The organism is Variovorax paradoxus, assembly GCF_009498455.1.
Taxonomy (GTDB): Bacteria; Pseudomonadota; Gammaproteobacteria; order Burkholderiales; family Burkholderiaceae_C; genus Variovorax; species Variovorax paradoxus_H.
On record NZ_CP045644.1, the window covers coordinates 1,281,352 to 1,297,620 of the forward strand.

At 69.7% G+C, this 16,269-nt stretch carries 11 protein-coding genes; 1 reads left to right on the forward strand and 10 read right to left on the reverse strand.

Annotated features, from left to right (window positions below; genetic code table 11):
* Nucleotides 1-7: 7 nt before the first annotated feature.
* The 6 genes from GFK26_RS05775 to GFK26_RS05800 all read right to left on the reverse strand — a co-directional run bounded on the left by GFK26_RS05775 (nucleotide 8) and on the right by GFK26_RS05800 (nucleotide 6,560).
* A complete protein-coding gene (locus GFK26_RS05775; RefSeq protein WP_153281163.1) occupies nucleotides 8-1,669 on the reverse strand; it encodes an L-lactate permease in 1,662 nt (553 codons plus the stop codon).
* A gap of 115 nt (nucleotides 1,670-1,784) precedes the next feature.
* Nucleotides 1,785-2,672, reverse strand: a complete 888-nt coding sequence (locus tag GFK26_RS05780) for a LysR substrate-binding domain-containing protein (protein WP_153281164.1) — start codon at nucleotides 2,670-2,672, stop codon at nucleotides 1,785-1,787.
* An 18-nt stretch (nucleotides 2,673-2,690) separates the two neighbouring features.
* The gene (locus GFK26_RS05785; protein ID WP_153281165.1) at nucleotides 2,691-3,620 is read right to left on the reverse strand and encodes an SMP-30/gluconolactonase/LRE family protein; all 930 of its coding nucleotides are present in this window, start codon (nucleotides 3,618-3,620) and stop codon (nucleotides 2,691-2,693) included.
* A 204-nt stretch (nucleotides 3,621-3,824) separates the two neighbouring features.
* Nucleotides 3,825-5,258: an ammonium transporter gene (locus GFK26_RS05790; RefSeq protein WP_153281166.1), complete on the reverse strand. Its 1,434-nt coding sequence runs from the start codon at nucleotides 5,256-5,258 to the stop codon at nucleotides 3,825-3,827.
* A gap of 29 nt (nucleotides 5,259-5,287) precedes the next feature.
* On the reverse strand, nucleotides 5,288-5,626 hold the full coding sequence (gene glnK, locus GFK26_RS05795) for a P-II family nitrogen regulator (RefSeq protein WP_056583732.1): 339 nt from the start codon (nucleotides 5,624-5,626) through the stop codon (nucleotides 5,288-5,290).
* A gap of 70 nt (nucleotides 5,627-5,696) precedes the next feature.
* Entirely contained in the window at nucleotides 5,697-6,560 is an 864-nt protein-coding gene (locus tag GFK26_RS05800) for a TorF family putative porin (RefSeq protein WP_153281167.1), read from the reverse strand.
* A gap of 217 nt (nucleotides 6,561-6,777) precedes the next feature.
* On the opposite strand from GFK26_RS05800, the gene GFK26_RS05805 reads away from it, so the two are divergent.
* Nucleotides 6,778-8,316, forward strand: coding sequence for a YifB family Mg chelatase-like AAA ATPase (locus GFK26_RS05805; RefSeq protein ID WP_153281168.1), 1,539 nt, complete (start codon nucleotides 6,778-6,780; stop codon nucleotides 8,314-8,316).
* An 18-nt stretch (nucleotides 8,317-8,334) separates the two neighbouring features.
* Here GFK26_RS05805 and GFK26_RS05810 read toward each other — a convergent pair whose 3' ends face one another.
* From GFK26_RS05810 to GFK26_RS05825, 4 genes are all read right to left on the reverse strand, one after another.
* A complete protein-coding gene (locus tag GFK26_RS05810) occupies nucleotides 8,335-10,311 on the reverse strand; it encodes a serine/threonine-protein kinase (protein ID WP_153281169.1) in 1,977 nt (658 codons plus the stop codon).
* A 37-nt stretch (nucleotides 10,312-10,348) separates the two neighbouring features.
* A complete protein-coding gene (tagF, locus tag GFK26_RS05815) occupies nucleotides 10,349-11,083 on the reverse strand; it encodes a type VI secretion system-associated protein TagF (RefSeq protein WP_153281170.1) in 735 nt (244 codons plus the stop codon).
* A 156-nt stretch (nucleotides 11,084-11,239) separates the two neighbouring features.
* Entirely contained in the window at nucleotides 11,240-14,875 is a 3,636-nt protein-coding gene (tssM, locus tag GFK26_RS05820) for a type VI secretion system membrane subunit TssM (RefSeq protein ID WP_153281171.1), read from the reverse strand.
* Nucleotides 14,875-16,263: a DotU family type VI secretion system protein gene (locus tag GFK26_RS05825; RefSeq protein WP_153281172.1), complete on the reverse strand. Its 1,389-nt coding sequence runs from the start codon at nucleotides 16,261-16,263 to the stop codon at nucleotides 14,875-14,877. Before GFK26_RS05825 ends, tssM begins: the two co-directional genes overlap by 1 nt.
* Between the last annotated feature and the right edge of the window lie 6 nt (nucleotides 16,264-16,269).

Consider the following 16,269-nt stretch of genomic DNA (forward strand, 5'->3'; position numbering starts at 1 on the left):
GCAACTTTCAGCGGACGACCATCAGGGTGAATGGCCACACATAGGCCTGCAGCGTCACGTACAGGCCGACCAGCGAGGCCAGCGCGATCGAGTGGAAGAACACGTAGCGCAGGATGTCGCCTTCGTGATTGAACCACCGCGTGGCGGTGGAGGCCACCACGATCGACTGGGCGTCGATCATCTTACCCATCACGCCGCCCGAGCTGTTGGCCGCGCCCATGAGGTTGGGCGCCAGGCCGAGCTGGTCGGCCGCGACCTTCTGCATGCCGCCGAACAGCACGTTCGATGCGGTGTCGGAGCCGGTCATGGCCACGCCGATCCAGCCCATGAGCGTGCCGAAGAAGGGATAGAACACGCCGGTGTTGGCAAAGGCCAGGCCCAGCGTGGTGTCGGTGCCCGAGTAGCGCGTGAGCGTGCCCAGCGCGAGCATCAGCACGATGGTCATGAGCGAGTAGCGCACCATCCAGAGCGTGCGGACAAAGGTGCGCACGATCTCGACGGGGTTGTACTTCATGAACAGCGCGCTCACGATCGCCGACAGCAGGATGCCGGTGCCCGTGGCCGACAGCAGGTTCAGCACGTACACCGCGCCTTCCTTCGTGGGCGCCGTCACCACCGGCGGCATCTTCTCGATGAGGTTGTGCAGCCCGCCCATCGGGAACGACGGTGCGAAGACACCGTTGAGCGCGGTCTTCACCGACGGCAGGCCCCAGATGAAGACGAACACCGAGAGGATCACCCAGGGCATCCACGCGCGCACCAGCGCCTCGCGGCTGTGCACGACGATGGCGGCCGGCGGCTTGGCCTCGTGCGCGCTCACGTCCTTGCCGCGCAGCGAGGGCGAGCGCCACACGTTCTTGGGCTGCCACACGCGCAGGAACAGCACCAGGCTGGCCATCGACACGATGGCCGCGATGATGTCGACCAGCTCGGGGCCGATGAAGTTCGACACCAGGTACTGCGGCACCGCGAACGACACGCCCGTGACCACGATGGCCGGCCAGATTTCCATCATCGCCTTGCGCCCCGCGAAGGCCCAGATGAGCCAGAACGGCACCAGCAGCGAGAAGAACGGCAACTGGCGGCCGATCATCGCGGTGACTTCCATCAGGTCGTAGCCGTGCACCTTGGCCAGCGTGATCACCGGCGTGCCGAGCGCGCCGAACGCGACCGGCGCCGTGTTGGCGATCAGCGAGAGCCCCGAGGCGGCCAGCGGCGAGAAGCCCAGGCCGATCAGGATGCCGGCCGTGACCGCCACCGGCGTGCCGAAGCCCGCCGCGCCCTCGAAGAACGCGCCGAAGCAGAACGCGATCAGCAGCAGCTGGATGCGGCGGTCCTCGGTGATGCCCGAGAGCGAGTCCTGCAGCACCTTGAAGCTGCCGTTCTGTTCGGCCAGCTGCTGCAGGAAGATGATGTTCAGCACGATCCAGCCGATCGGCAGCAGGCCCGTGAAGCCGCCGAAGAGCGCGGCGCGCCCGGCCATTTCGGCCGGCATGCCGTAGGCGAACACGGCGACCACCAGCGCGGCCAGCAGGCCGAGGCCAGCGGCGATGTGCGCCTTGATGTGAAAGAAACCAAGGCACGCGAGCATCACCACCACCGGGATCGCGGCGAGCGCGGTGGAAATGATCATGTTGCCGAACGGGTCGTAGATCTGCTGCCAGGTCATGCGTTGTCTCCGGGGAGTCTGTTGTTGTGACTCGCACTCTAGGGAGAAGCACGCCGTTCGAATTGAAGGTTTTTTGCCCGGGCGTTGATAAAAATTTGTCGCGCGGGCCTGTCGGTCAATGCAGCGTCTGCACGATCCAGTCGACGAAAGCCGCGCACTCCCAGCGCTCCAGCGTGCCCGGCTGCCAGCAGATGTAGTGGCGGTGCGGCGAGGGCACGGGCCGGTCCGACAGCGCCACCAGCCGACCCGATTCGAACCAGGCGGCGCCCAGCTTCTGGCGCACCAGCGCCACGCCGAAGCCACTCGCGGCCGCGTCGTACACGAGCCCCAGGTCGTTGAACTGCGAGCCCAGGTGCGGCTCGGGCTGGTCGATGCCGCAGCTCGCGAACCAGGTGCTCCAGGGCTCGAGCGGGCTGCGGATCAGCCGCGCGCTGGCGATCTCGGCCGCGGTGCCAAAGCCGTCGAAGGGCCCGAACTCGTTGAGGTAGCTCGGGCTGCAGGCGGGCACCACGTCTTCGCCGATGAGCAGGCGGTGCTCGCAGTCGGCATACGCGCCGATGCCGTAGCGCACCTGCAGGTCGGTCTGTTCGGCCGTGACGTCGAGCAGCGGAATCGACACATGCAGGGCCAGCTCGATGTCGGGGTAGATGTTGCGAAAGAGTTCCAGCCGCGGCATCAAAAACTGGCGGCTGAAGGTGGGCGTGACCGCCACGCTCAGGCGCGGCGCACGCAGCGCCGCGTCACGGCTGCCGGGCGTGGCCTGCTGCAGCGCGGCCAGGCCAACGCGCACATTCGCAAGGTACGCCGCACCGTCGGCCGTGAGGCTGAAGTCGCTGCGACCGAAGAGCTTGAAGCCCACGTGCGCCTCGAGCTGGCGGATGCGGTGGCTCACGGCGCTGGCCGTCACGCACAGCTCGTCGGCCGCGCGGCCCGCATGCCGCAGCCGCGCGACGGCCTCGAAGGTCAGCAGGCATTGGATCGGAGGGATGTGGAGCAAGGCCATCCGCGGCAGTTGCCCGACTCAGTCTTCGAAGAAATTCACCGGCAGGCCCGGCGTGTCGACGCGCATCGAGAGCACCGTGCCCGAGGCCGGGCGCTGCGCCAGTTCATCGGCCGGGCGGCCCTTGCGTCCGCTGGTGACGAACAGCGTGCGCAAATCGTCGCCGCCGAAGCAGGGCATGGTCGGGCATTGCACCGGCACCGCGATGGCCGCGACGCGCTCGCCCGTGGGCGCAAAGCGCAGCAGCTGCGCGCCTTCGAACATCGCGACCCAGTAGTGGCCGGCGGCGTCGATGGTGGCGCCGTCGGGGCGGCCGTCGTAGTGCGACGGCGCACCGGGTACCCAGCCCGCGGGCTTGGCGTCGAACTGCTGGAACACACGCGAATGCGACAGCGTGTTGGCCTCGGCATCCCAGTCCCAGGCGCGCACCGCGTGCGCGGCGGTGTCGGCCCAGTACAGGGTGCGGTTGTCGGGCGAGAACGCCAGGCCGTTGGCGGTGGTGACGTGTTCCAGCATCGACGTGATGTTGGGAGACACGTCGCCGGGGCGGGCGTCGAAGCAGTAGAGCGCGGCGTTGGCGCGGTCTTTCGCCTCGTTGAGCGAACCGGCCCAGAAGCGGCCGAGCGCGTCGCACTTGCCGTCGTTGAAGCGCATGGTGCGCACGTCGTGCTCCACGCGTGCCATCGCGACCAGCGGGCCGCCCCATTCACGGGCGCGGTAGATGCCGTCGCGCAGCGCGATCACGAAGCCACCGCTGCGTGCCGGCGCCATGCAGCCGGGCTCGGTGGGCAGGGCCCATCGCTCGACCGTGGCCGTGGGCGAACCGATGTCGCCGCGCGTGCGCAGCACGGCGCGGCCCGGGATGTCGAGCCAGTAGAGCGCGCGTTCGTGCGGGTGCCAGAACGGCGACTCACCCAGTTCGCAAAGGCTGTCTTCGATGGAGGTCCACATGGTGGGGCGATTGTGCCCCCGGCCACGCGGGCCACGGGCAAAAAAAAGCCCGCTGACGCCGAAGCGCTCGCGGGCTGAACATCCAAAGGAGACTCGCCTGAAAAAATCGGGATCTGTTGTTCTTCTTTGTATCGAAAAGGGTGGTGGTGGTCTTTGAGGAGCGGGGCCGGCGCCGTGCCGGATCACCCGCTTCCTGTGTGCGAATCAGCGGTTGTAAGCCGTTTCGCCGTGCGAGGAGATGTCGAGGCCTTCGCGCTCTTCTTCTTCCGACACACGCAGGCCGAGGGTCAGGTCGGCGATCTTGAAGGCGATGAATGCCACCACGCCGGACCACACGATCGTGAACAGCACGCTCTTGACCTGGATCCAGACCTGGCCGCCCATCGTGAAGGTGTCGGGGGTCAGGCCGCCGGTGCCGCCCAGGCCCTTGGCTGCGAACACACCGGTCAGGATGGCACCCAGGATGCCGCCCACGCCGTGCACGCCGAACACGTCGAACGCGTCGTCGGCGCCGAGCATGCGCTTGAGGCCACCCACGCCCCACAGGCAGACCAGGCCGGCCAGCAGGCCCATCACGATCGAACCCATCGGGCCGACGAAACCGGCGGCAGGCGTGACGGCCACGAGGCCGGCGACCGCACCGGACGCAGCGCCCAGCATCGAGGCCTTGCCCTTGTGCAGGCTCTCACCCAGGATCCACGACAGGGCCGCGGCGGCGGTGGCGAGCACCGTGTTCACGAAGGCCAGGCCGGCAGCGGCGTTGGCTGCACCGGCCGAGCCGGCGTTGAAGCCGAACCAGCCGACCCACAGCAGCGAGGCGCCGACCATGGTGAGCGTGAGCGAGTGCGGCGTGAACGCTTCCTTGCCGTAGCCGACGCGCTTGCCGACCATGTAGGCACCGACCAGGCCGGCGATACCGGCGTTGATGTGCACCACGGTGCCGCCGGCGAAGTCGAGCGCGCCGTCCTTGCCCAGCAGGCCGCCGCCCCACACGATGTGGGCCATGGGCACGTAGCTGAAGGTGAACCAGATCACCGAGAACAGCAGCACGGCCGAGAACTTGGCGCGTTCTGCGAAGGCGCCGACGATCAGCGCCACGGTGATGGCCGCGAAGGTACCCTGGAAGGCGAAGAACACGTATTCGGGAATCGTGGTCAGCGCGCCGAAGGTCTCCTGCGTGATGCCCTTCATGAAGATCTTGTCGAAGCTTCCGAAGAAATTGCCGTCGCCCGTGAACGCCAGGCTGTAGCCGTAGATGGCCCACAGCAGGCTGATCAGCGAGAAGATCACGAAGACCTGCATCAGCACCGACAGCATGTTCTTGGAGCGACCCAGGCCGCCGTAGAACAGCGCCAGGCCGGGGATGGTCATCAGGATCACGAGCAGCGTCGAGGTGAGCATCCAGGCGGTGTCGCCGGAGTCGACCTTGGGCGCAGGCGCCGCAGCCGGAGCGGCAGGCGCAGCTTCGGCGGCAGCGGGGGCTGCAGCCGCGGGAGCCGCTGCAGGAGCGGGCGCTGCAGCAGCAGGTGCCGATGCAGCCGGCGCCTCAGGAGTGGCGGCGGGTGCCTGGGCCAGCGCCGAAGTGCCGGCGACGAAGACGCTCAAGCCGAGCGCAAGAGAGACAAGAAGTTTTTTCATGGTCGTTGTTCTTTCGGGCCAGGAATCGGTCAGAGGGCTTCGCGGCCCGTTTCGCCGGTGCGGATGCGCACGACCTGCTCGAGGTTGTAGACAAAGATCTTGCCGTCGCCGATCTTCCCGGTGCGCGCGGCCCCCTCGACCGCCTCGATCACGCGGTCGACCAGCTCGTCGGAGATGGCCGCCTCGATCTTCACCTTGGGCAGGAAGTCGACCACGTACTCGGCACCGCGGTACAGCTCGGTGTGGCCCTTCTGGCGACCGAAGCCCTTCACTTCCGTGACGGTGATCCCCTGCACGCCGATGGCCGAGAGTGCTTCACGCACCTCGTCGAGCTTGAACGGTTTGATGATGGCTGTGACCAGCTTCATGATGAGTTGCTCCTTCTGGATGGATGAAAGGCGGCGCGGCAACGTGGGCCGCGCCTGGTTGTTGTGTCGATTACAGCGTCTTCGTCAGCGTGAGGATGAAGCGCGCCTTGTTGGGCGAGTAGTAGGTGGTGCCGAAGGTACCGAAGTCGGGGATGTCGATGCCCGGGTAGGCCACGACCTGGTAGTTGGACTTCTTGTTGGCGCCCTGCACCGAGCCCGTGAGCGTCAGGCCGCTGCCGAAGTCGTAGGTCGCGCCGACGTTGTAGTCGACGTAGCTCTTGTAGCCCAGGCTGCGGATGTCGCTGGACATGTTGGTGAAGCCGACGGCAGCCTTGAGCGTGACCTTGGGCACGATCTCCTTGCTGTAGGCCAGGTTCAGGTAGCCGGTGTTGCGGCCCTTCAGGCCCGAGCCCGACTTGGCGCCGGCGTAGCCGAAGTAGTCCTTGGACACGGTGTGCGAGTACTTGGCCGTGAACGAGCCGAAGGCTTCGTTGGCGTAGGTGGCGCCCACGTAGAGCTCGGTGGTGTTGCCCACCGAGTTGCCCGGGTAGATGTAGGTGAGCGCACCGACGTCCATGTCGACCGGGCCGGCCTTGAACTTGTAGCCGCCGTACAGGTCGCTCTCGATGCTGTTGCCCTGGAGCCAGTTGACGCTGGAGTTCCAGTTGCCGACGTAGAAGCCGCTGTCGCCGAAGGCGTAGTCGAAGCCGCCCTGGATGGCGGGCTTGAAGCCCTTGGTCTTGGCGTAGTCGTTCTTGCCGATCATGTCCTGGTCCTGGCCGCGGAACTTGTAGTTCGTGGTCAGGGTGACATTGCCCGTGAGCAGGGGCGCGGGCGCCGGTGCGGCGTCGGCGGCCTGGGCCATGGCGGCGCCGGAGGCGGTCAGTGCGGTGGCCAGAACGATCAACGCCTGGGCGGCGGTACGGTGCGTCATCAGGGAACTCCTCGCAAGTGTGTTGTTGGACCTGAGCACCCTCAAAGCAGGGAGCGTGCCAAAGTGCACAAATACCGCTCCGGCCAGAGGGCGGCGATGCCCGGCGGTGAGCGCCAAATCGTTACAAGCCCTGTTTCCGGCAGTTGCACACGCTTGCACGCTGCACGGTCCTGGGCCTGCATGTCGCGGGCGCACCAACTTGGGGAGAGGGAGAAAAATGAGTCTGTCTTTGGTGCAAAGCCGCGCCTTGCTCGGCCTGGAAGCCGCCGCCGTCACGGTCGAGGTGCATCTGGCGAACGGCCTGCCGAGCTTCACGTTGGTCGGACTGGCCGAAACGGAGGTCAAGGAAGCACGCGAACGCGTGCGCTCGGCGATCCAGAACGCCGGCCTCGACTTCCCGACGAACAAGAAGATCGTCGTCAACCTTGCGCCCGCTGATTTGCCGAAGGACTCGGGCCGCTTCGACCTGCCCATCGCCCTCGGCATCCTCGCGGCCAGCGGGCAGATCGAGAACCACCGGCTGGCCGGCCACGAGTTCGCCGGCGAACTGTCGCTGTCGGGCGAGCTGCGCCCCGTGCGCGGCGCACTGGCGATGGCCGTGGCCACCTACACGCAGGGCACGGCCGTGCGGCTGGTGCTGCCCATGGACAGCGCCCACGAGGCCGCGCTGGTGCCGGGCGCCGAGGTGTTCGGGGCGCGGCACCTGCTCGACGCGGTGCGGCAATTCGTCGCCAGCGGCGGCGGGCCCGTCGATGCAAGCGACGACGGCTGGGCCCGCGTGCGCGCCGCGCCCGGCGACGGTGCGCCGCGCTATGCCGACCTGGCCGACGTCAAGGGCCACACGGGCGCCAAGCGCGCGCTCGAGATCGCCGCGGCCGGCGGCCACAGCCTGCTGATGGTGGGCGAGCCGGGTTCGGGCAAGTCGATGCTGGCGCACCGCTTCGCCGGCCTGCTGCCGCCGATGAACGTGGACGAGGCGCTGGAAAGCGCGGCCATCGCCAGCCTCGACGGCCGCCTCGCACCCGAGCGCTGGATGAGCCGCCCGACGGCCACGCCGCACCACACGGCGAGCGCGGTGGCGCTGGTGGGCGGCGGCTCGCCGCCGCGGCCGGGCGAAATCTCGCGCGCGCACCACGGCGTTCTGTTTCTGGACGAGTTCCCCGAGTTCACGCGCGCCGCCCTCGAAGCGCTGCGCGAGCCGCTGGAGACCGGCACCATCACGATCACCCGCGCCGCCCGGCGCGCGGAGTTTCCGGCGCGCTTCCAGCTCATCGCCGCCATGAACCCCTGCCCCTGCGGCTACCTCGGCTCCACGCTGAAGCCCTGCCGCTGCACGCCCGAGCGCGTCGCGCGCTACCAGAGCAAGCTCAGCGGCCCGCTGCTGGACCGCATCGACCTGCACATCGAAGTGGCGGCGGTGTCGGCGCCGCAGCTGCTCGATGCACCGGCGGGCGAATCGACCGACAGCATCCGGGCGCGCGTGGTGAGCGCGCGCGAACGCGCGCTGCGGCGCCAGGGCCATGCGAACCAGGCGCTGCAGGGCCGCGCGATCGACACCCACGCCGTGCTCGACAGCGCCGCGCGCCATCTGTTGCAGCAGGCGGCCGCGCGGCTGGGCTGGTCGGCGCGCAGCACGCACCGCGCACTGAAGGTGGCGCGCACCATCGCCGACCTCGCGGCGGAAGATGCCGTGCAGGCCGCGCATGTGGCGGAGGCGGTGCAGTACCGCCGCGCGCTGCGCACCGGCGCGCCCTGACCCGCCGGCCCTCTTCTGCTACTTGAACTCGTGGCTCACGACCGGTGCGGACTTGCTGTCCTGCACCGTCACGCGCTGGCGGTAGGCCGTGAGGTCGCCGTTGCGCACTTCGATCGTGTAGATGCCCGGGCGCAACGGCAGCGACTTGAGCGGCGGGCTCACGCCGCGGTCCGCGCCGTCGACGAAGACCTGGCCCCAGGGCCGGATGTTGAACTGCACACGGCCCATGCCGGGTGCCGCGGCCGGGGGAGGCGGTGACACGGGCGGCGCACCGGCGATCACGGTCGGCACGGGGTTCGTGGGGCCCGCGGCCGGCGGCGGCGCCGACTGGCGGTCGAACTCGGCGATCGCGTTGCGCGCCTCCCGTGCGTGCGGGCCGCGGCGGTAGCGCCGCAGGTAGGCCTCGTAGCCTTCGCGCGTGTTCTCGGCCTGCGCAAGGAGCCACGCCTCCACCTCGGCCATCACGGCGGGGTTGGCAGGAGGTGGCGGCTCGGGCTGCGCCGGCTGTGCGGGCGGGGCCTCGGGCTTGGCCGGCGGCGTCGCAGGTGGCGTGGGCGCGGCTGCGACCGGCACGTTGTCGAGCGGGCTCAGCGGGGCGCTGGCCGATGCGGCGGGCGCGGACGCCGGCGGCGCCTCCGGGGCGGCCCCGGCGGGCGGCATCGCCGCGGGCGGCGCGCCCGGATCGGACATCGGCACACCGGGCGGTGGTGCCGCGGCGATCATCGGATCGGACGGCGCCTTGGCTGTCAGCCGCCAGCCGATCCAGCCGCCGACCGCGAACAGCGCGAGCACCAGCGCGCCCACGAGGAACCACGGCGGACGCTTCGACGGCTTCGACGGCTTCTTCGGCCGTGCGACAGGCGACGGTGCCGGCGGTGGCGGGGCCTGCACGCGCGCGGGCGCGGGCGCGGCTTCCACGGGCACGGGCTGCACCTCGGGCGCTGGCGGTGGCATTTCGACTTCCGGCTCCGGCGCAGGCGGTTCCTGCGGCACGGGCGCCGCCACGGGCACGACAGCCGCCGCAGCAGCCGCTGCCACAGGCGCCGACCGGTCCACCACATAGAGGTCGCCCAGCTTCACCAGCCCCAGCTCGGCCGCAAAGGCGGCCACTGTCTGCGTGCGGTCCTTGCTGTGCACGGCCAGCGTGTGGTCCACCGCGGCGCAGAAGGCCGGGCTCAGGTCGTCGCGGTCCATCGACGACAGCGGCACGTAGGCGTCCTGCACGCTGCGCACCACGGCCGAGGGCGGCGGATGGCCGGTCACGGCGCGGTACAGCACGGCGCCGAGCGCATAGAGGTCGGTCCACGCGCCCTGCAGCAGCGTGTTGTCGTCGGCGTACTGCTCGATCGGCGAGTAGCCCGACTTCACCATCACCGCGACCTCGTCGACAAGGTCGGCGATCGACTTGCGCGCGGCACCGAAGTCCAGCAGCACCGGGCGGTCGTCCTGCTGCTGGATGAAGATGTTGTCGGGTGCGATGTCGCGGTGGAAGCACTGGCTGTGGTGCAGCGTGTCGAGCGCCCCCAGCAGCGGCCCCAGCATGCCCAGCAGCCACGGTTCGGTCAGCGTGCCGGGCTCGTTCTCGGCCAGCTTGCGCAGCGTGCGGCCCTTGTAGAGCTGGATCGCCATGTAGGCCGTGGAGTTGGCCTCCCAGAAACGATGCACGCGCACCAGCGCCGGATGGCTGAACTGCGCGAGCGTGCGCGCCTCGTTGATGAAGCTGCGCAGGCCGGCCGCGAAGGTGGCCGTGAGCCGCTCGGAGCGCACGTGCACGCTGTTGTCGCCCACGCGGCGCGCGAGCATCGAGGGCATGTATTCCTTCACCGCCACCTCGCGCTGCAGCGAGTGGTCATACGCGCGGTAGACGATGCCGAAGCCGCCTTCGCCGATGACTTCGAGCAGCTCGAACTCGTCGAGCCGGTGGCCCGTGCCGAGGGGATGGGGGCGCTCCTCCTGCGGGTCGGGCGTCGCGCTGGGGCTGGCGGGCGTCGTCATGGGATGTCTCTTTTTTCCTGCGGGTGGATCGGGCGCGTCATGCCCATGGCACGTGGCCTTGCGAAAACAACTGGGAGAACAGCGGCGTGTTGAGCCCGCCGCCGTGCGCCGCGGTGCGCAGCGGCGAGCCGTCGGCCTGGTTGGTCCACCAGTAACTGGTGCCGCCGAAGGGGTCGAAGCACAGCGGCAGTTCGGGCCAGCCCAGGCGCTGCTGCGCGCTCGCGCCGCGCGCACCGTGGGCTGCCGGGCCCGCCGCCGCGCCGAGGATCGAGAGGATGTCGTCCGAGCCGCCGCTGGCCGTGCGAAAGCCCGTGCGGCCCGCAGCCAGCACCTGGCTGTCGAAGAGGTCGGGCGCCACGCCATGGCGAATCGCCTGCAGCAGCGCGCTGCCGCACTGCCAGTACCACGCGGCCGAGCCCTCGAGCACGGCGGGGTGGTAGCGGCTGGCGTCCACCTGCAGCGTCACGCAGGCCGGGTAGTAGCGGCCCACGCGGTCGCAGCTGGGCGCGATGCAGCCGAACTGCACCGCGTTCACGCCGTGCGTCGCGGGAATGGCGAAGTTCCAGACCGGCGCCACCGCGTAGTGCCGCGTCATCGCGTCGGGCCAGCGCTTGAAGCTGCCCAGGCCGTTCTGCATCCAGCGGTCCCACCAGGCCTGCAGCTCGCGCGGCATGCGGCGGTAAAGAAAGTCGCCGGCCGACGGCAGCTTGCCGTACCAGCCGATCTGCTCGTCGACGGGCGACCAGGCCTGCGGAGGAAGCGCGCTGTTCATGCCCGCGCCCCTCTGTCTTGCTCCTTCCCCCTTTGGGGGAAGGCTGGGATGGGGGCAGGCAGAGCGCCCGATGGAAACGCCGCGTGCCCCCACCCCGACCCTCCCCCGGAAGGGGAGGGAGAAAGAGGGCACGCCGCGCGCACGATGTGGTTCATCTCAGGATTTCCCCGGGCACGAGAAGCTGTTCATCTGCGACAGCCGCAGCGGGTTGTAGACGCTGTTGGCCGTCACCGCGAGCACCACCTTCTTGCCCTGCAGGTCGAAGGTCGCATTGAACGATTCGGGCGTGCGGCCCGACGAGATCGAGGCCTTGTCGAACAGCCGGTGCAGCGCCCACGGCCCTTCGGTCACGATGCCGCCGGCCGGCGTGCCGTTGGCGACCGTCACCTGCAGCCGCACCTGGTTGCTGTTGCGCGGACCGGGCCACTTGACGCTGCTGGGCGCCTGCGGGCCGTGGGCGTAGCGCACCGTCTGGCCGTCGATGTCGAGCGTGAACTGCGTGAGCGCGGCATCCATGTCCTCGGGCCGGATGTCGAGCGTGAACGAGGGCGTGCGTCCGCCCGCCATGCCCGAGAAGAACACGTCGCGGATCGCCTGCGCCTTCTGGAACGCATCGAGGTACGCCGAGCGTCCTGACGCGCTGCCGTCCACGCCGCGCTTGAAGGTCCACGGGTTGACCGAGGTGTCGACCTGCGAGGCGAGGTTCTTCTGGAAGAAGTCGTCCATCATCCCGCCGGGCGCGAACAGCTGCGCGAAGTCGCCGGCCGCCACGTCGCGGCTGGAGCCGCGCGCGAAGGGGTAGCGCCCTGCAATCGCCTGGCTGCAGAACTGCCCGATGGTCGCGGCGGCGTTCTGCCCGATGTTCTGCCGCGTCACCGCCGCAGCCTTCGACGACGCGGTGGCCGAGAGGTCGTTCAGCATGCCCTGGAACGGCACCGGCAAACGCCCCGCTTCGGCCTGCAGCTTGGTCACGGCGTCGCTCGAGGGCGGGATGTTGCCGCTGCGCAGCGCGGTGTCGGTGGCGGTGAGGAAGGTGTACAGCTCGTTGATGAGCGCGGCCGTCTGGTCCAGCGGCGTCTGGCCGCCGGCCTTGGGCGCGGTCACCATGCGGCGCAGCGGCGCGAAGTGGTTGTCGACCAGCGACTCGGGCCGGTCGGGTGCGGTGTTGCGGCGCTGGCTGCCGTCGGGCTGGCCGATGAGCTGTTCGATGCGCTCGCGCGTGCTCGTCACGCGGTTCTGCGCCTGGTCGAGCAGGCTGCGCGCGGCCTCGTCGTGGTTGCGCAGCAGGTCGGTCTCGCGCGCGGCGCCGCGGATGATGCGCGACATCGGCGACTCGCCCGTCGACAGCACGCGCGTCATCTGGATGCTCTGCAGCAGCGACTTGCTCTCGGCCAGCCGGATGTCGGCCAGGTACTCGTCCCAGGTGCGGATGTAGTCGGTGAGGTACAGGCGCCGCACCTCGCGCAGCAGCAGCTCGCGCGACGTGATGTCGGCCATGCCCGGCGCGCGGATCTGCAGCACCCAGCGGTCTTCCTGCTCCAGCCCGAGCGTGGTCTCGGCCATGCGCTTGTCGAAGATGTCCCAGTAGCCGCGGTAGGTGAAGAGCGTGGGAATGCCGTCGGTCAGCGGCTTGCCGCCCGCGCGCCGCACCACCAGCGCCGACTCCGCACCGCCCGCCTCGGCGATGGTGAAGGCATTGGGCGCGCTGGTCTGCAAGAGGATGCGGCGCAGCCGCGCGTACGAGCGCTGCGCGAGCGGCACGCCGGCCAGGCGCTCGCGCGTCTGCGCGATGAGCTTGTCGTCCTTGGTGAAGGGCGAAGTCACGACGCGGTCGGCGAACAGCGTCTTCAGGTGCGCCTCGAGGTTGGTGCGCTGCTCGCGCGTGAGCGAGGCGCCGATCTTGCGATCGACATCGGTCAGCAGCCAGGCCTGCAGAAAGTCGGCGTCGTAGCGCTCGGGGTCGTACAGCATGAGGTAGGCCTTGAGCGCCTCGTAGCTGTATTCGGCATCGGCCTTCGCGGCCTCGCGCAGCGACTGCTCGACGCGTTGCGCGGCCTGCGGCAGCAGCACGGTTTCGAGCGCGCGCTGGTACACGCCGTCGGTCGCGGCCTGCAGCTTCTCGCCCTGGTAGAGCCCGAAGCGGTAGCCCACGGGCGGATCGCCGATGTCGAACTCGGCCGACTTGGGCAGGTCCCGCAGGCGGTCGAGGATGAGCAGCGAGCTCGCGACGTCGCCGCTCGAATCGACCACCGTCGGCAGCTCGCCGCGCGCCGCCGCCTTGTTGAAGGCCTTGGCATTGCCGTCGACCTCGGCCACGTAGGCCTTGTTGTGGCGCCAGCTGTTGGCCCATGCGCCCAGCAGCACCACCGCGAGCACACCGACCAGCGCGTAGCCCGCGAGGTCGATCGCGCGGCGCCGGCGGTACCAGCGCAGGTTGGTGCCGGCCACGCCTGCGTCGCGGAAGATCACCTGCTGGAGCAGCTCTTTCAGGAAGTAGCTCTTGCCCGGCCCCGGCGGCGGCGCGGGCGGCGCGTTCACCTGCAGGTAGCGCTTGATGGCGCCCATCACGCGGTCGAAGGCCGTGCCCTCCTGCGTGCCGCTGGTGAAGTACACGCCGCGCAGCAGCGGCGCCACCTCGAACTTCGACGGGTTGAACACGTCGGCCAGGAAGGTGCCCAGGATGTCCTCGAAACTCGCGAACTGCTGCGGCAGCAGGTAGGCCTGCGCGCGCCGCATCGGGTCGGGCTCGGTCGCCATCAGCTCGGGCAGGCGCTCGTCCAGGCGCTGGTGCAGCAGCTTGTATTCCTGGTGGAAGCGCTCGCGCAGGTCGGCCTTGGCCGGGTCGGCGGGGTTGCCTTCGATCGGGAAGGTGAAGCCCCACACCTGCTGACGCTCGGCGCGGCCCAGCGAGCCGAAGTACTCGTTGAAGCCGGCCAGCAGGTCGGTCTTGGTGACCAGCACGTACACCGGGAAGTTGATGCCCAGGTCGTTGCGCAGTTCGAGCAGCCGCTTGCGCAATGCCATCGCGTGGCGTGCGCGCTGCGCGTCGTCGGCCAGCGGCAGGTCGGCGATGCTGATGGTGAGGATCGCGCCGTTGATCGGCTGGCGCGGCCGGAACTTCTTGAGCAGTTCGATGAAGCCCTTCCACTCGCCCTCGTCGGTCTCACGGTGGCTCTCGTGCGTGGTGTAGCGCCCGGCCGTGTCGATGAGCACGGCCTCGTTGGTGAACCACCAGTCGCAGTTGCGCGTGCCGCCGATGCCGCGCACTGCCGCCTTGCCGAGCTGGTCGGCGAGCGGAAAGTCCAGGTCGGAGTTGACCAGCGCCGTGGTCTTGCCCGAGCCCGGCGCGCCGATGAAGATGTACCAGGGCAGCTGGTAGAGGTACTGCCGGTCGAACAGCGCGAAGCGCCCGGCCGCCTTGCCGCCGGGGCCGGGGGCGAAGCGCATGTTCTTCAGCACCGCGGTCGCGTCGGAAAAACCGCTGTGCAGCTCCTTGATCTCGGGCGCGTCTTCGGGCTTGGCGGCCTTCGCCTTGGGCGACGGCGTGCGCAGCTGGTGCAGCAGCTGCGCGTTGAGCCGGCGCTCGCGCCACTTGCGGTAGGCCACGCGCACCAGCCACACGCCGAACATCAGCGCGATGACGACGATGCGCACGAACTCGCTTTCGAGCGGCCGGTAGCGGCCCACGGCGATCACCGGGCCGATGACCCAGATCAGGAACGCGAGCGCGATCAGCCCCAACAACACCCAAAGGTCGCGGCTGACGAGAAAACGGAAGAGCGCGCGCAGCATCAGCGGGTTCCTCCTTGTTGCGGGTGCTGCGGTTGCGGCGCAGACCCCGGCACGGGCACGCCCGCCACCGGCGCCACCAGCAGCGTCACCTCGACGCGCCGGTTGCGCGCGCGGTTGGCCGCCGAGTCGTTCGGCACCAGCGGATCGGCGTCGCCACGGCCTTCGGCACGCAGGCGCTCGGGCCGCGTGAGGCGCCGGCCGATCATGGTCTTCACCGCATCGGCGCGCGCCTGCGAGAGCTGCCAGTTCGACGGAAAGCGCACGCTGCGGATCGGCTGGTCGTCGCTGAAGCCGCTGACCAGCACGTGGCCTTCCACCGCGTTGAGCGCATCGGCCACGCGCGCGAGCACCGGCGCGTAACGGTCGAGCACGCGGTCGGAGCCCGAGGCGAACAGGCCGTCGCCGCGCAGCACCACCACGCTGCGGTCGGCCTCGTCGCGCACCGTGAGCAGGCCGTCGCGGATCTCGGGCTCGAGAAAGCGCTGCAGGCGCGGCTGCACCGCCACGGGCGCGGCCACCGCGCGCTGCGTCTGCGGCAGGCGCACCGCGCTCACGGCGGTGAACGCGCCGTCGGAATGGCCCGCGAGGTTGAAGGTGAGCACCGCGAACACCAGCACCAGCAGCACCGCCGCCACCGCGCCCACGGCCCACACCGGCAGCCAATGGCGCGTGCGGCGCACGGGCGCGCTCGCGTCCTGCCAGTGCGGCGACAGCGGCGCGGCGATTTCGCCGCGCGTCTGCCGGATGATCTGCAGCAGCCGCTGCTTGAGCGTCTCGAGCTGCGAGCGGCCGTTGTCGATGACGCGGAAGCGCCCCTCGAACCCCATCGCCAGGCAGAAGTAGATGAGCTCGATGAGGTGCAGGTGCTGCTGCGGGTTCTGCACCAGCCGCGACAGCAGCTGGAAGAACTTCTCGCCGCCCCAGGTCTCGTTGTGGAACATCACGAGCAGGCTCTGCGACGACCAGATGCTGCCGCCCCACGGCGTGAGCGCCGCGGCCTCGTCGACCGCCGTGCACAGGCAGTAGCGCGCGCCGATGATCACTTCGGGCGCGATGCCGGCCTGCTGCGCGCGCGTCTCGAAACGACGCACCTCGTCGACCAGGTGTTCGCGCAACTGCGCCGGCGCCGGATGGTGGCCGGTGGCGCGGATCTGCGGAATCAGGTCGAGCAGCGGATTGGCCGCCGCCACCAGCGGGTTGTTGCCCGCCAATGCCGTGTCGCCCGCGTGCGGGCGCCGCGCGTCGTGCCACGCGGTGAAGGCATCGGGCTGCGGCTGCGATGGTTGCGGCTGCAGCGACCCCGGGCCGCTGCTGGTGTTCACACCGCCGCCCGGGTTGGGCGGCACGAAGCCGCCCGGGCCGACTGCCATGTCATTGGCACCGTTCATAGGGTC

Bases quoted from the DNA above. Each gene is read 5' to 3' on its own strand.
- GFK26_RS05810 (WP_153281169.1), bottom strand. From the start codon at position 10,311: ATGACGACGCCCGCCAGCCCCAGCGCGACGCCCGACCCGCAGGAGGAG.
- GFK26_RS05825 (WP_153281172.1), bottom strand. From the start codon at position 16,263: ATGAACGGTGCCAATGACATGGCAGTCGGCCCGGGCGGCTTCGTGCCG.
- tssM (WP_153281171.1), bottom strand. From the start codon at position 14,875: ATGCTGCGCGCGCTCTTCCGTTTTCTCGTCAGCCGCGACCTTTGGGTG.
- tagF (WP_153281170.1), bottom strand. From the start codon at position 11,083: ATGAACAGCGCGCTTCCTCCGCAGGCCTGGTCGCCCGTCGACGAGCAG.
- GFK26_RS05775 (WP_153281163.1), bottom strand. From the start codon at position 1,669: ATGACCTGGCAGCAGATCTACGACCCGTTCGGCAACATGATCATTTCC.
- GFK26_RS05790 (WP_153281166.1), bottom strand. From the start codon at position 5,258: ATGAAAAAACTTCTTGTCTCTCTTGCGCTCGGCTTGAGCGTCTTCGTC.
- GFK26_RS05785 (WP_153281165.1), bottom strand. From the start codon at position 3,620: ATGTGGACCTCCATCGAAGACAGCCTTTGCGAACTGGGTGAGTCGCCG.
- GFK26_RS05800 (WP_153281167.1), bottom strand. From the start codon at position 6,560: ATGACGCACCGTACCGCCGCCCAGGCGTTGATCGTTCTGGCCACCGCA.
- GFK26_RS05780 (WP_153281164.1), bottom strand. From the start codon at position 2,672: ATGGCCTTGCTCCACATCCCTCCGATCCAATGCCTGCTGACCTTCGAG.
- glnK (WP_056583732.1), bottom strand. From the start codon at position 5,626: ATGAAGCTGGTCACAGCCATCATCAAACCGTTCAAGCTCGACGAGGTG.
- GFK26_RS05805 (WP_153281168.1), top strand. From the start codon at position 6,778: ATGAGTCTGTCTTTGGTGCAAAGCCGCGCCTTGCTCGGCCTGGAAGCC.